The sequence below is a fragment of the Enterococcus sp. E5-162 genome (genome assembly GCF_035725965.1).
Classification (GTDB): Bacteria; Bacillota; Bacilli; order Lactobacillales; family Enterococcaceae; genus Enterococcus_B; species Enterococcus_B lactis.
The window spans coordinates 263859-278004 of record NZ_JAPRFV010000004.1; the positions used below are offsets into that span (position 1 = coordinate 263859).

General features: G+C 36.6%; 12 protein-coding genes and 1 rRNA gene. 4 read left to right on the top strand and 9 right to left on the bottom strand.

The features are described from left to right. The first annotated feature begins 114 nt into the window (after positions 1 to 114). Entirely contained in the window at positions 115 to 1842 is a 1728-nt protein-coding gene (gene ade / locus OZZ83_RS06260) for an adenine deaminase (RefSeq protein ID WP_002335236.1), read from the top strand. 113 nt (positions 1843 to 1955) lie between these two features. On the opposite strand, the gene trmB is transcribed toward ade, so the two are convergent. From trmB to OZZ83_RS06280, 4 genes are all read right to left on the bottom strand, one after another. Then, the gene (trmB, locus tag OZZ83_RS06265; protein ID WP_002314161.1) at positions 1956 to 2618 is read right to left on the bottom strand and encodes a tRNA (guanosine(46)-N7)-methyltransferase TrmB; all 663 of its coding nucleotides are present in this window, start codon (positions 2616 to 2618) and stop codon (positions 1956 to 1958) included. Positions 2619 to 2686: 68 nt separating this feature from the next. Continuing rightward, entirely contained in the window at positions 2687 to 3469 is a 783-nt protein-coding gene (locus tag OZZ83_RS06270) for a phosphotransferase family protein (RefSeq protein ID WP_002291341.1), read from the bottom strand. 203 nt (positions 3470 to 3672) lie between these two features. Beyond that, positions 3673 to 4884: an ABC transporter permease gene (locus tag OZZ83_RS06275; protein ID WP_002314162.1), complete on the bottom strand. Its 1212-nt coding sequence runs from the start codon at positions 4882 to 4884 to the stop codon at positions 3673 to 3675. Further along, positions 4877 to 5614: an ABC transporter ATP-binding protein gene (locus OZZ83_RS06280; protein WP_002309930.1), complete on the bottom strand. Its 738-nt coding sequence runs from the start codon at positions 5612 to 5614 to the stop codon at positions 4877 to 4879. Before OZZ83_RS06280 ends, OZZ83_RS06275 begins: the two co-directional genes overlap by 8 nt. A 137-nt stretch (positions 5615 to 5751) precedes the next feature. On the opposite strand from OZZ83_RS06280, the gene OZZ83_RS06285 reads away from it, so the two are divergent. The 3 genes from OZZ83_RS06285 to OZZ83_RS06295 all read left to right on the top strand — a co-directional run bounded on the left by OZZ83_RS06285 (position 5752) and on the right by OZZ83_RS06295 (position 7714). Beyond that, positions 5752 to 6186: an HIT family protein gene (locus OZZ83_RS06285; protein WP_002309928.1), complete on the top strand. Its 435-nt coding sequence runs from the start codon at positions 5752 to 5754 to the stop codon at positions 6184 to 6186. Further along, positions 6179 to 6526: a YtxH domain-containing protein gene (locus tag OZZ83_RS06290; RefSeq protein WP_002309926.1), complete on the top strand. Its 348-nt coding sequence runs from the start codon at positions 6179 to 6181 to the stop codon at positions 6524 to 6526. Before OZZ83_RS06285 ends, OZZ83_RS06290 begins: the two co-directional genes overlap by 8 nt. A 177-nt stretch (positions 6527 to 6703) precedes the next feature. Beyond that, positions 6704 to 7714, top strand: a complete 1011-nt coding sequence (locus tag OZZ83_RS06295) for a peptidylprolyl isomerase (protein WP_278023452.1) — start codon at positions 6704 to 6706, stop codon at positions 7712 to 7714. A 67-nt stretch (positions 7715 to 7781) separates the two neighbouring features. Here the strand turns inward: OZZ83_RS06295 and OZZ83_RS06300 are convergent, their stop codons facing one another. The 5 genes from OZZ83_RS06300 to rrf form a co-directional block, all read right to left on the bottom strand. Further along, positions 7782 to 8726, bottom strand: coding sequence for a 3'-5' exoribonuclease YhaM family protein (locus tag OZZ83_RS06300; protein ID WP_002314163.1), 945 nt, complete (start codon positions 8724 to 8726; stop codon positions 7782 to 7784). Further along, positions 8710 to 11430 (bottom strand): ATP-binding protein, encoded by a 2721-nt coding sequence (locus tag OZZ83_RS06305; protein WP_325066024.1) that lies wholly within the window; start codon positions 11428 to 11430, stop codon positions 8710 to 8712. The genes OZZ83_RS06300 and OZZ83_RS06305 overlap by 17 nt, the downstream gene beginning before the upstream one ends. Beyond that, positions 11427 to 12647, bottom strand: a complete 1221-nt coding sequence (locus OZZ83_RS06310) for a metallophosphoesterase family protein (RefSeq protein ID WP_002335238.1) — start codon at positions 12645 to 12647, stop codon at positions 11427 to 11429. The genes OZZ83_RS06305 and OZZ83_RS06310 overlap by 4 nt, the downstream gene beginning before the upstream one ends. 197 nt (positions 12648 to 12844) lie before the next feature. Beyond that, positions 12845 to 13690 (bottom strand): Cof-type HAD-IIB family hydrolase, encoded by an 846-nt coding sequence (locus OZZ83_RS06315; protein ID WP_278023453.1) that lies wholly within the window; start codon positions 13688 to 13690, stop codon positions 12845 to 12847. 329 nt (positions 13691 to 14019) lie between these two features. Next, positions 14020 to 14135: ribosomal RNA gene (gene rrf, locus OZZ83_RS06320) — 5S ribosomal RNA — on the bottom strand. Between the last annotated feature and the right edge of the window lie 11 nt (positions 14136 to 14146).

Below are 14146 nucleotides of genomic sequence, written 5' to 3' on the forward strand. Positions count from 1 at the left end.
AAAACATACGTCTTTTTGATCTTTTTGTTTCAAATAAAATGAATTTATTAAAAAACATTGGCAAAAAACGAATTTATGTTATACTTATAAAAATTTATCTTGGGAGGCATTCCATTGGAATCAACATTAAAGAGATACATCGAAGTAGCAAGTAAAAAAAAGCCCGCTGATCTAGTAATCAAACAGGCTAAGATCGTCAATGTCTTTACGAAAGAGATCATGGAAAAAGATGTAGCGATTTACGAAGGAATGATTGTAGGGATTGGTGAATATGAAGGAAAAAGCGTACATAATGCTAAGGGGCAATATCTAGTACCAGGATTCATTGATGGACATGTGCATATTGAAAGTTCACTTTTATCACCAAGTGAATTTTCAAAAGTATCCTTGCTTCATGGAGTTACTACTGTAGTAACAGATCCCCACGAAATAGGAAACATCGCTGGGAGTACTGGTCTTCAATTTATGATAGAAGATGCAAGACAAACGCTTATGAATATTTTCTTTATGCTCCCTTCTTGTGTACCTGTCACTCCATTTGAGACAAATGGTGCAAATCTAAATGCCAAAAATCTAGCACCTTTTTTACAAAATCCCGAAGTTTTAGGCTTAGCTGAAGTCATGAACTATCAAGCAGTAGCAAATAATGAAGCAGATATCCTAGAAAAGATCCAATTGATGCACCAGCATAAGAAAAAGATTGACGGACATGCAGCTGGTATCGGCATGGAAGAATTAAATGTTTATCCCGCAGCTGGTATTCGGACGGATCATGAAGCTACAACTGCAAAAGAGGCTAAAGAACGTTTGGATCTTGGTATGTATTTAATGGTTCGAGAAGGGACCGTTGCAAAAGATCTGGCATCGCTACTACCGGCGATCACGCCTGATAATTCAAGAAGATGCTTCTTTGTCACCGATGATAAACTCATCAATGATTTAGTTAAAGAAGGATCAATTGACCATATCGTCCGTCAAGCTATTTCAATGGGAATTGATCCATTACAGGCAATCCAGATGGCAACATTGAATGCAGCAGAATGTTTTGATTTGAAAACACTAGGTGCGATTGCTCCTGGATATCAAGCTGATTTCTTCTTAACAGACGATCTTACCAAGCTGCCAATTCATGAAGTTTTCTATAAGGGAACATTGGTCGTCCAATCTGGTCAACTCGAAGACCATTTATTTGCTGATCATTCAAATCCATACATGTGCTGTCTACCAAACCTAAATGCTCAACCATTGCATCCTCGTTCGTTAGAGCTGCTTCTCCCTTCTTCACAAGCCCATGTGATCGAAATTATCCCGAATAGTCTTGTCACGAACGATTTGGTAGAAAAAGTGGACCGACAAGGCGAACGATTCATTCCTTCAATCGAAAAAGACCAATTAAAGATTGCGGTGATCGAGCGTCACCATCAAACCGGAAATATTGGGTTAGGCATCGTAAAAGGATTTCAGCTGAAACAAGGGGCGATAGCGACAACGATTGCTCATGACTCTCATAATCTAGTTGTCGTGGGGACAAATGATGAGGATATGCTGTATGCTGCTAATCTTTTGATTCAAAAAGGTGGCGGGATGACTGTTGTCAATAAACAGAAGGAAATGGCTTGTCTTCCTCTACCGATAGGCGGTATCATGACACAGGAACCTTTTTCGTTCGTCAATGAACAGCTGAATGAATTAATAGCTGAAACACATCAACTTGGGGCAGCTAAAACCTTTGATCCTTTTTTGACACTTTCTTTCTTAACATTATCTGTCATACCCGAATTGAAGATCACTGACAAAGGATTATTTTCATTCTCTCGATTCCAATTGATTCCACCTTGTTGAAAACCGAGGAAATAGGTATATCTTAAATCAAAAAAGTCCCAGAAAATGCACATGACAGATGTAATGTGTTTTCTGGGATTTGATTTATATTTTTATGAAAGTAAAAAGTTCATTCACAGACTTTTCTTTTTGGTCTTATCTTGAAATTGAGCTTCTACTCGATAAATACGTTGACCTTTCGAAGAAAATTTTTCTTCATACTCCGTCATAATATTGCCTTCAAATTGACTTTGATGCAAATCCAACCATACCTGTTTGAGGATCATGCCATATTGAGAAAAACTTGCCAGCGAATACTCAAACAATCCTTGATTATCTGTTTTGAAGTGGATTTCTCCATTTGGGCGGAGGATCTGTTCATCTACAGCAAGAAAAGTTTTGTATGTCAAGCGCCGTTTTTCATGTCGTTTTTTCGGCCATGGATCAGAAAAATTCAGATAAATCTGATCTACTTCGCTGTCAGCGAAATATTCTGTCAATGCTGATCCATCCACATGCAGAAGCTTCAGGTTAGGAAGCGGTTGTTCAATCAACTTGTCTAATGCTATAGAAACAACACTTACTTGCATTTCTACTCCAATATAATTGATTTCAGGATGGGCTTTTGCCATTCCAGTGATGAACTGGCCTTTCCCCATTCCAATCTCAATGTGGATTGGATGATCGTTTCCAAACAATTCATTCCATTTCCCCTTCCACAATGTTGGATCACTAATTACAAAATTCGGGTGAGCCGCTAACATTTCCGCTGCTCCCGGACGATTTCGGACACGCATTATTTATCTCCATTCCTTTCTCTAATTAAAAAGGTCTGGCCAAATCTCCGCAGAGTTTGGGCCAAACCTCAGCCACTGAAAATTCGTTTTAATTGTAAAATTTCTTCGTTCATTCGTCGATGATCTTCACGTTTGCAGTATCTAGTGATTTCTTGGAGCAAATTCATGGCCGCATACCAGTGAAACTTTTCAAGCATTTCGTCAGTTGGACGTATGCCATAACTGATCAGCCATTGATTCCAACTGGATAGAGGCACATAATTCCCTAAAATCGTTGCAATATCTACCGCAGGGTCTGCAAACATGATTGAATCCCAATCCACGAGATATAAATAATTTTTACATACTAACCAATTTCGATGATTTACATCTCCATGCACCACTGATAGATTTTCCTTATCTATCGGCGGGATCTGCTCACGAAGAAATCGATGGACGATTTGCAGAAATTGATTTTTCTGGAGTTCTTCTGGTAATTCTTTTTCATATTTTTGCAACATCTTCTCCGGCGTCATAACACGTCCGCCGATACGGGTCAGCATGGTTTTAAGAGAATTTGAATGATGTAAATGGTACAAAACATCAATCACGTCATTTCTTTGACCAATCTCATTAGGAGTTAGCAAGCGGCCTTCTAGCCATTCTTGTGCTGTCAAGGTATCGCCATTCCCCGTTCGTTTTGTCCAAACAAGTTTTGGTGTAATTCCTTCCCGTGAAAGAGCAGCCAACATCGGAGTCGTGTTTCGTTTAATAAAGACTTTGTCTTCATCACGCATGCCTATGTATGTTTTTCCTGTATCGCCTTTGATGGGACGTAACCGCCACTCTTGGTCTAACTGAAACTCCATCATGCATTCTCCCGTCCTCTTACTCTTTGTTTTGCAGTACTTATTATTCTAGTCGCCTGATCACTACACGTCAAGCACATATACGTTCTTTTTCATTTATTTGCCATTCAAAAAACCGACTTTTCTCAAAAAAAATAGAACGAACAGCATTCTTACTGTCAACGCTCTATTTTTCATGTTCATTTTTATCCTACACAGCTTTGTTTTCAGTCTGACATCTTCTTCAAACGAGTTGGTACATATAGTTTAACAAAGAGACCCGTAACAATCAAATAAGCCGCTAGCGGAACCCATCGCTGCTGACCATCCAATACGACTGCAGCAATCAATCCAAAGATAACCGATGCGATAACTAATACCCATGTGAGCAGATACTGGATTGCTTGCTTCTTCTGATTCTCATGGATTGGATAAAGCTGAACGAGCACCATGTAACGGAACTGGCTCGCTAAAGGCAACAATTGGAAACCGATTAAATATAAAAATAAAGAACCGATTATCAGACTAAAATAAAAGTCGATCACTCCGAAAATCAATACCCCACCTATAATTACTAACCGGAAGTAAAGACCACTAAAATCAGAACCTCTTGCCAATCTTCTTGCAAACAAATAAAGATAAGTGTTTTTTGATTCTCTCTTAATATGAGTCAATATAGGATCCAAGTAGCGTCTTCTTTTTACCTTTGCCGTAATTTCAGGAACATCGGTGAATAAATTAATAAATTGATAGATTTGATGCAACCTTTGTTCTTCTACATGCACCATTTTCTCCCAATCCAATCCTTTTTCCTGTTGCTTCCACAAAAACCAGTAATATAGACTTGCCTGTACCAATGCACCTGCTACCCCTGCCCAGACTAGCCAATAAAATGAAAGAAGCAGAATGAGCATAGAAGAAAGTAACCAACCTGTTTTCCAATAACGAATGACCTGTTGATCTAGCCGAAACAATTCTGCTCGCTTAATTTGCAGATGACTGAATTTCAAACTCCATAATATAATCAGATAGACGAAAAACATCGAAAAGACTTGCTGAGTACTAACCACCACTAATGGCATAGCAAATCCGCATGCCAATATCAAAAGGATCATCGGAAAAATGCAAGAATAGCGAAAAGCTCGTTCCAAATAGGTCTGCATTTCCTTTTCTTTCGGAAGTAAAAAAACAATATCTGCTGCCTCCGCAAAAGTAGCCATCTTGCCTACAAATAAACAGAGCATCCAAAATACAGAGATTATCATTCCCCCAAGTGCAAAAGGCGGATGCAAGGTTTTCAACCAGCTAGAATAGTACAATCCCACGCCACCAATTAAGAAAAGACAAACTAAAACAAAATGATCGTTCAACACATAGCGCATATATTTCATCATTTTCTTTTGATGCCTTGCTAAACGTTTTTGAAAAAAACTACTCATGTGCCTGCTCCTTTGTTAAAGCGATATAGATTTCGTCCAAAGAAGAATCCGGCAGATGAAATTCTTTTCTCAACATCTCAAGGGTTCCATCTGCTCGTATCTCTCCGTTATGTAAGACCACAAAACGGTCACAGTATTTTTCTGCAGTAGCTAAAATATGCGTAGACATCAAAATACCGGCTCCTTCTTTTTTCATCTCTACCATCAATTCAAGCAGCGCATTGATAGCTAGTGGGTCCAATCCTAAGAATGGTTCGTCAATGATATATAAAGAAGGCTCGATCAAAAAGGCGCATAAGATCATCACTTTCTGCTTCATCCCTTTTGAAAAATTAGCCGGAAACCAGTCAAGGCGATTAGACAAACGGAAAGTCTCTAACAGCTTTTCAGCTCTTTTCATTGCTGTATCCATAGGTATATCATAGGCCATTGCAGTGACTTCGATATGTTCCCTCAAAGTCAATTCTTCATATAAAGAAGGCGTCTCTGGAATATACCCAATTTGTTTACGATATTCTTCTGTATTTTTCTTTAAAGATAGATGATTGATTTCTATCGTTCCCTTTGTAGCTTCCAACAGACCGATAATGTGCTTGATGGTTGTACTTTTCCCTGCTCCGTTCAGCCCAATCAATCCTACTATCTCTCCAGGCTGTACGTTGAAACTGATATCTTTTAACACAGGGAGATGGCCATACCCTCCTGTGACATGATCGATAATTAAACTCATTCTTTTTCCTCCGCCATTTATTTTTATTTATTATACCACGAAGAAAATGACGGTATTTTGTTTTTTTCCTTACAATGGCTTTAACTTATGGTAAAGTTAAGCTGAAGTATTTATTCTTTATGGAAAGGATGTTTTTTATGGAAAACTGTATTTTTTGCAAAATCATCAATCAAGAAATCCCAAGCTATAAAATTTATGAAGACGACAAAGTCTATGCTTTTTTAGACATTTCTCAAGCAACGAAAGGACACACGTTAGTTGTTCCTAAACGTCATGTAGCAGATATTTTTGAATATGATCCTGAACTTGCAGGAGAAGTTTTTTCACGTGTGCCTAAGATTGCTCAAGCATTAGAAAAAGCTTTTCCAGAAATGAAAGGTCTTAATATCTTGAATAACAACCGTGAATTAGCTTATCAATCTGTTTTTCATTCACATATCCATTTAGTTCCTCGCTATAGCAAAAAGGACGATTTTTCTATCCACTTTGGCAACCATCAAGACAGTTATGGACCAGAAGAACTAAAAGCTATTCAAGAAACAATCGTAAAGCAGGTGCATAGCGATGATTAAAAACTTTTTCAAAGGACTGCTATTCGGAGCTGCTGCTGGAACTGTCGGTGGTCTGCTATTTGCACCTAGGAGCGGGAACGAAACAAGAAAAAAACTAATTGAAGAACTGGAAGAAGCAACCACTCTGACTAACGATTTAAATAACAGCTTGGATCATTTTAAAAGCGCATTGATCGAGACAAAAGAAACAGCTGAATCTGTGATTCCCGCTTTCCAAGAAGCCATCAACAAAGATATCGAAAATTTTAAATTCCAAGCCGAACCACGTATCGCCCAAATCAATGAACAAGTAGAAAAACTAACAGCTGATCTGCCTGAGTATCCTGATCACATACAATAATGATCATTTTCTCAACAGATATGACTGTCTAATAGAGGAATAATTGCACATTTCCTAGGAATGTGATGAAATTTTGAATTTTGTTTGAAACTATCACGAGAACGCTTTTAAAGGGCATGGGGTATGGTATAGTTAATATATAAAAAATAATAACTAATTACAGGAGTGCAAACATTAATGAAAAAAAAATCAATTATTTTGGCAGCTACTAGTGCGTTGGCTGTTTTAACTCTAGCGGCTTGTTCAGGCGATACCAATAAAGATATCGCAACGATGAAAGGCGGAACGATCACTGTATCTGATTTCTACGATGAAGCAAAGCTCGAATCATCGAACCAATCATTAGTACAACGGATGATCATCTATAAAGTATTCAATAACAAATACGGCGATAAAGTAACAGATAAACAAGTGGATGCAGAATACGACAAACAAGCGAAATCTTTAGGTGATACTTTTGAATCACAATTAGAAACTGCTGGGTATACGAAAGATTCTTACAAAGAATATATCCGTAACAATCTAGCTTTTGAAGCTGGTTTGAAGGCTCATGTAGATATTACAGATGATGATTTGAAAACTGCTTGGGAATCTTTCCATCCAGAAGTAGAAGCACAAATCATCAAATTATCAAGTGAAGATGAAGCAAAAGATGTCAAAAAATCAGCGGACGATGGGGATGATTTCTCTAAATTAGCCGAAGACAAATCAACTGATTCAGAGACAAAAGAAGATGGCGGTAAAGTCAAATTCGACTCAACGACAACAACCATTCCTGCAGAAGTAAAAGAAGCAGCTTTCAAATTGAAAGACGGCGAAGTCTCTAACGTTATTACTGCAACAAATACTACTTCTTATGCAACAGAATACTATGTTGTCAAAATGGTGAAAAACCAAAATAAAGGCAACGACATGGATAAATACAAAGATCAATTAAAAGAAATCGCTACTGAAACAAAATTAAGTGACAATGCATTCACGACTAAAGTAATCGGTGAAGAATTAAAAGATGCAAATGTAAAAATCAAAGACGATGCCTTTGAAAATGTGTTGAGTGCATTCACAACAACTTCATCAGGTGCTAAAGACTCAAGTGAAGCCACATCTTCAACAAAGAGCTCTGACACAAAATCAACTGATTCAACAAAAGAATCTTCAACTGAAGAAACAACTGATTCATCAAAATAAAAGAAAACAAAAAAAGCGAAGACTTATGTCTCGCTTTTTTGTTTTGAATGAAAAAAATAAATTTTTGCTATAAATCTTTTGGTACATAGAAACTTCGGTTGTCCATACCAAAAATCCGATCTGTGTATTTTCCTGGTTCTGTTTGACGAATCGAAGTCAACATCATCTGCATGGAAGCATCAATATTGTCGATTTGATGTAATATTTCTGCTTCCATTATCCTTGGACGTACAGGAGAACCATATTCTAATAGGCCGTGATGTGCTAAAACCATATGACGTAATACGAGAACATCTTCGTCAGCTTCGTTGATTTTCAGCGCAAGACAGGCTTTAGTTATTTCTTCGTCAATCAATACCAAATGTCCGATTAAATTCCCTGCAAGCGTATATTCTGTCGACATAGGACCGGAAAGTTCGATCACCTTTCCTAAATCATGCAAAATGATACCCGCATATAATAATGGTCGATTCAACTCAGGATATTCATCGGCAATTGATTTTCCTAAGTGAAGCATTGTCAAAGTATGATAAGCTAATCCACTGGCAAATGCATGATGGTTTCTTTTGGCTGCCGGAAACTCAAAAAATTGTTTTTGGTATTTATTGAGTAGATAGCGAACGATCCGATTCCAATGCGCATTTGTGATTTCAAATAATAATTGATTGATTTCTTCTTCCATTTCTTCTTTCTTCAAAGGGGCTCTTTCCATGTATAAACTAGGTTCCCCTGGCTCATCCATCCTTGTTAAACGCATGTGAAGAATCTTTACTTGCGGGTTCCCTTGATAAACCTCTCTTTTACCGTTTAGAAAAACGACTGTGCCGGCTGTAAATTTATTGATTTCTTCTTCCGAAGCATCCCAGTACTTGCCATCGATAGTACCTGAAGTATCTTGGAAAGTAAAAGCAATAAATTTTTTTCCGTTTTTAGCGATTCTTACATCTGCACTTTTGATCAGGACAAATTGCTCAAACTGCTCATCGATTACTAAATCACGAATTTTTTTCATTATTTGCTCCTTCTAATTGTTTTACGGTTTGGTTCATCTCATGGTAATAGCTTACCATTTCTTTATCAGAAGAAAAACAAATTATTTGATACTTTTCTCCAAATTTAGCTAAAAGTTCAGCTAATTGATACTTTCGCTGATGATCATAATGAAGCCAGCCATCATCTATGATGATCGGGCATATCGAACGATTGGCTTCTAACGAGAGGTAAGCAAACCTCATCGCCATTATCAGCTGATCTTTCGTACCTGTAGACAACTCATAGATTGGAAAGTCTGTATATCCGTCTGTTAAAGTCAGTGTATCGTTTTTCAGTAATATCTTCTGATAATTTCCTTTTGTTAAAATACCTAAATAATCACCCGCTGCTTTTAACAACTGTGGTAATTGTCTTTCACTCATCTCTGTTGAAAGATCGCCTAAGAATGTTCCGGCGATTTCAAATGCGCCCCATTCCTCCAGCAATTCCTGCAATTTTGCTTTTTGTCGGCTAGCTTGTTGATAGAGTTCGTCCAATGTGCCGTCTCTTTGCAGCTCTTCTACTTGAAGTTGGAGTCGTTGCCGATTTTCACTTGCTTCTTTTTCTTCTTGCTGGAGTTGGCCTTGTTTTTCTTTCAGTTGCCGCAGTCTTACAGATAATTTCTCTTTCGTCAGTTCTTCAGGAAACAGTGGACGAAGCATTTCTGACAGTTCATTGTATCTTTTCATCTGCTGTTCGGCTTGTTTGGCTTTTTGTAAAAAGACAGGTACTTCCGAAGGATAAGATAATCCAGCTTGGCTCAATTGTTCGCTGTATTCTTGTACCCATACTTTTTGTTTCTTTTTCAATTGATTGATTTCTTGCTTCAATAAAGTATTTTGCTGATAGCTTCTGGCAAATTTCATCTGTTCCATTTCTTGGATAAAACGGGAAAGCATAGCCATTTTTTCTGAGATCGTCTTATCTTGTATGGGTAGCCATTCTTTAACAAACTCAAATTTCTGATCGATCTGTTGTAGTTTTTCTTGGATTTCCTGCTCTCTTTTATGTTTCCGCACAAATACGCCATACAATTTCTGATAATCTATGACTTCTTGCCCATATTCTTTCATGAGTTTGAGTGTATCCATCTTTCCTAAGTGCCGATGATCAGCAAAACGATATACTTCTTGCTGAAGAATCTGTTTTTCTTCTTCTATTCTCTTTTGTTTTTCTTCTGCTTCTGCTAATTGGGCTAAAGCTAAATCAAGCTGACCTAGTTTTTCTTGCCACATTCCTTTTATTTCTGAGAAATCATTTTTAGTTTTGACCTTTGGTTGCTGTTTGTAGAAGAAATAGCCAATCATGCCTGCACCAATTAGTAAAAGGATCACTTTTAAGGGCATTGGAACAAATATACCTGCAATGATTATTGCTCCGCCAGCAATTAGCATATAGGGTTTAGATGAAGGGGTTGGTGCTATCTCTGACTGATTTTGTAATAATGCTGGATAAGTCTCTTCCAACTCATTCACTTCTGCTTCGATCATTTTTTGCTGTTCTTTAGCTATCTGGAGACGCACAGAAATCTGGCTTTCTAGATCAGCAATCCTTCTTTCTTCAGCCAGAAGATTCTTCCACTCTTCTTCATATAAAAATTCTTCCGGTAACGGATTTTTCTGCCACTGCCATCTTTGTTCCAAGATTTTCAATTCTGAATTTGTTTCTCTAGTCTCTATTTGAAGTCTTTGCCATTCTTCGCTTAATTGTTCCGTTGTAAACTGGAGTTGTTGGAGGTCTTTTAGTTCTTGCTCCTGCTCTAAATAAAAATAATATCTAGCTGACTGCTGATCCATCCCGCTATGCTTTTCCAGAGTTGCTTCTAATTCTTCTAAACGCTCATTTGTTTGCTGATACCGTTTGGAAAAAGACTCCAGATCAAGAAGAAGTTGTTCATCAGGAAGACCTGTAGCGATGTTTTTTTTGAGGGATTGCCATTCTTCATATAAAGAAAAATTGAGTTCTTGCTGTCTGGCTAGTGCAAATTGCTTATTCGCCTCATTTAGTTGTTCCAGTAACTGTTGCTGTTGCGACTCGTATTCCTGTTCTTGTTGGATCAACTTGCCAAAATAAGCTTCCTGTTCTTGTTTTAGATGGATTTTCTCTTGAAGCTCTTTCCATTCATTTAATTTTTGATTGATCAGCAGTTTTTGGCCTTTTTTCTTGAATAACTGTTGTGCTTTCTGATAATATTCTTGTCTTTTTTGGAATACTTGAGAACTGCCCGTAATTCCTAAAGAAATCAGTGCATCATGTAGCTCTTTTTCTCTCAAGTGATCTAGTTCCATCAACTGTTCTTGCTGGAAAGTAAATACCTGCTGGAATAACTCTTTCGTCAAAGGTGCAATCAGTTTTTCTAGTAATTCATCACTTCCAACTTGATTCCCCAGCCATACCTTCGATTTTCCACGATTTTGCTGTTTATAGCGTTCGACAGCAAACTCACCGTATATAGGATGTTTAAGCCATATTTTGCCACCATAGGCTGAGCCGTCTTTTGGTGTATAATCCTTTTTTTTGCGGCCTTTTGAAGGGAATCCAAATAAGATGGCTTGGATAAATTGATAAATCGTTGATTTTCCTGCTTCATTTTCCCCATAGATCAGCTGATTGCCTGAATAAAAATCAAAACTTTTTTGACGCCATTTTCCAAAAGCAGCAATCTCGATCCTTAAAATCTTCATTCCTGATCCTCCTCAAATAAAAAATCTTGATTAAGTAGCTGCTTGGCTTTTTCAAGTGTTTCTTCTTGATATTCCGGCAGTTCGCTCAATATTTTAGCCGCTTCTTGGTGGCTATATACTTCATTTAAAATTTGTTGGAAATCTTGAGGTGTCTGATAGTATTGAAATAGCTGTTCCATCAATTTAGCAGAAGCAGCAAGTGGAATCTTCGTATAAAAAGTATCCTCCATGAGAGAAATACGCCAAATAAATAAATCCCTTATCCTATCTGAAAATTCCTCTAACAGATAATCTAATAACTCTCCTGATTGTATTCGCTCTAGAACATCTGTATTGAGATGGTCATAATCTTTTAATTTTATCTCAATTAAACTAAATCCATCCTCTACTTTTGAAAGTTGCTGACGAATATGAACAATGACCTCTTTTGTCGTCCTCGCTTGCCTCAATGATATTTCCTTTGTCTTCCAATAGACCTCTGCTACTTTAATCGGATGTATTTGACAACTTCCTTTACTTAATTCAACAAGTAGAATGGATGTAGAAGTTTGTTCTTTTTTAGTGTGACCTTGAGGCGCACCTGGATAAACGATGGTTTGCTTTTCATTTAAAACTGTTGGCACATGGATATGCCCCAAAGCCCAATAATCGTATCCTTTTTCTTGCATTTTTGAAGGTTGGAAAGGGGCATAGTTCCCTTTTTGCGAGGTACCAGGTTCCCCATGATACAAACCAATATGGTAATCTGTGAGTTCTCTAGAAGGAAATTCCATCACTTTGTCTTTTTGAATCCATGGTTGTCGATAACTGAATCCACTGAGAGAGACAGTTTCTCCACTTTTTATCGTTATTTTTTTTGTCTCTACCGTTTCGGATGTAAATAAATGGACATTTTTAGGAAAGGAGAACCAATACCGCTCTTTTTGATAGAAATCATGATTTCCGAATATTATAAATACAGGTATATGATTTTTTTCTAACCGTTTCATCTGTTCTGAAAAATGTTTCTGTATTTTTAATGAAGGACGATTTTGATGAAAATTATCTCCTGCAAGTAAAACAAAATCAACGTTATTTATTATTGCCTGTTCAATGATATTTGATAAAACGGTCAGATTCGTCTTCAATAGTTTTTCCTGTACAGTTTTATCTAGAGTTGTCAGTCCTTCAAATGACCGATCCATATGTAAATCTGCCGCATGGATAAATTTCACCATTAAAAATTCCCTCCTCTTTTTCTTTTATCATACCATTTTCAATGTTTTTTTTCATCAATAACCGAAAATTTGTTCGTATTATGTAAAGAAATTACGATAAATAGTCGGCTTCAAAAAATGAGTTTATTCGAAAAAAGATTGTGACATGATTTTTGTCACAATCCTAAATATTTATATTCTATACTCCCTAAATTAGTTTATATGGTAAGAATTCTTTCAAAAGCTTGAGATACTCCGTCTTTATCGTTTGAAACGGTAATATAATCAGCTTTTTTCATGATCTCTTGATGACTATTTCCCATTGCAAAACTAATATTTGCACTCTCAAACATAGATAAGTCATTTAAACTATCCCCGATCGCGATTCTCAAAGGTTTTTTTAAATTGTAGATTGATTCCAAACGATCAAACACCGTGCCTTTAGATACATTTTGAGGCACGATCTCAATGTTTACAGGTGCTGATTCAGTAACAGTCACATTTAGCATCTTTTTCAAACGGTTAAATATATTCGCTTTCAATTGACGATTGGGAATAAAAATAAAAAATTTGTAAATGCTGATATCATCCTTTTCTATAATTTCCTCAATATTATTATAAGGAATAGAGCAAATAGATCTTTCATACTCAAGCTCATAGTTCAACTCCTTGACAGAAAATTCACTGCCTACCTCGTGAAAGATTTTTTTCATTTTATTTTTATAGTTCTGCGATTCATAACTTCCGAGATTCGTATATATTTTAGTTGGAAATTTCGATATGACAGAATCAATTTTTTTTACATCCTTTTTATCGAAAAAAGACTCAAATATTTTTTTTTCTCCATCAAATCCAACAGAACCATTTAATCCTACTGCTGGAACCATTAAACCAGATTTTTTGAGAATATTATTAATGTCTTCTACTTCTCTTCCAGAACAAATGAATGGAAAACAGTCTTTAGGTAAATGTTGCATTGTTCTTGCATTTTTTTGACTAATGCTCTGGTCAGAATTCAAAAGAGTACCGTCTAAATCTATACCAATTAGTTTCATTTTATCCATGTCTCCTATACGTTAATTATACATTCACTACTGATTATAAGTCTAAATTTCTTACAAAACATATACTAATTATACCTAATTTAAGTAAGTATAAGAATCATTTTAAGAATAGAAACGGACATTTGTATACTGTTCTCTATATTTTTGATTTATAAATAAACGTGTATTGTATCAAAATCAATTATATCGTTATTTTATAATAACCAACTATAAAAAAACAAAGTAGGTGAAAACTAACTTTGATATTCATAGAAAACTCTATTAGTTCAATTTAGTAAAAGATTTAAACAAAAAAAGATGAACTATTTCTAGTCCATCTTTTTACCTTTGCGTGGCGACGTCCTACTCTCACAAGGGGCAACCCCTCACTACAATCGGCGCTAAGAAGCTTAACTTCTGTGTTCGGCATGGTTACAGGTGTATCCTTCTCGCTATCGCCACCACACTGTGGTGTTA

What these genes read in the sequence shown, in the direction of transcription:
- trmB (WP_002314161.1), bottom strand. Translation starts at nt 2,618, where the DNA reads ATGCGTGTCCGAAATCGTCCGGGAGCAGCGGAAATGTTAGCGGCTCAC.
- OZZ83_RS06270 (WP_002291341.1), bottom strand. Translation starts at nt 3,469, where the DNA reads ATGATGGAGTTTCAGTTAGACCAAGAGTGGCGGTTACGTCCCATCAAA.
- OZZ83_RS06275 (WP_002314162.1), bottom strand. Translation starts at nt 4,884, where the DNA reads ATGAGTAGTTTTTTTCAAAAACGTTTAGCAAGGCATCAAAAGAAAATG.
- OZZ83_RS06280 (WP_002309930.1), bottom strand. Translation starts at nt 5,614, where the DNA reads ATGAGTTTAATTATCGATCATGTCACAGGAGGGTATGGCCATCTCCCT.
- OZZ83_RS06285 (WP_002309928.1), top strand. Translation starts at nt 5,752, where the DNA reads ATGGAAAACTGTATTTTTTGCAAAATCATCAATCAAGAAATCCCAAGC.
- OZZ83_RS06290 (WP_002309926.1), top strand. Translation starts at nt 6,179, where the DNA reads ATGATTAAAAACTTTTTCAAAGGACTGCTATTCGGAGCTGCTGCTGGA.
- OZZ83_RS06295 (WP_278023452.1), top strand. Translation starts at nt 6,704, where the DNA reads ATGAAAAAAAAATCAATTATTTTGGCAGCTACTAGTGCGTTGGCTGTT.
- OZZ83_RS06300 (WP_002314163.1), bottom strand. Translation starts at nt 8,726, where the DNA reads ATGAAAAAAATTCGTGATTTAGTAATCGATGAGCAGTTTGAGCAATTT.
- OZZ83_RS06305 (WP_325066024.1), bottom strand. Translation starts at nt 11,430, where the DNA reads ATGAAGATTTTAAGGATCGAGATTGCTGCTTTTGGAAAATGGCGTCAA.
- OZZ83_RS06310 (WP_002335238.1), bottom strand. Translation starts at nt 12,647, where the DNA reads ATGGTGAAATTTATCCATGCGGCAGATTTACATATGGATCGGTCATTT.
- OZZ83_RS06315 (WP_278023453.1), bottom strand. Translation starts at nt 13,690, where the DNA reads ATGGATAAAATGAAACTAATTGGTATAGATTTAGACGGTACTCTTTTG.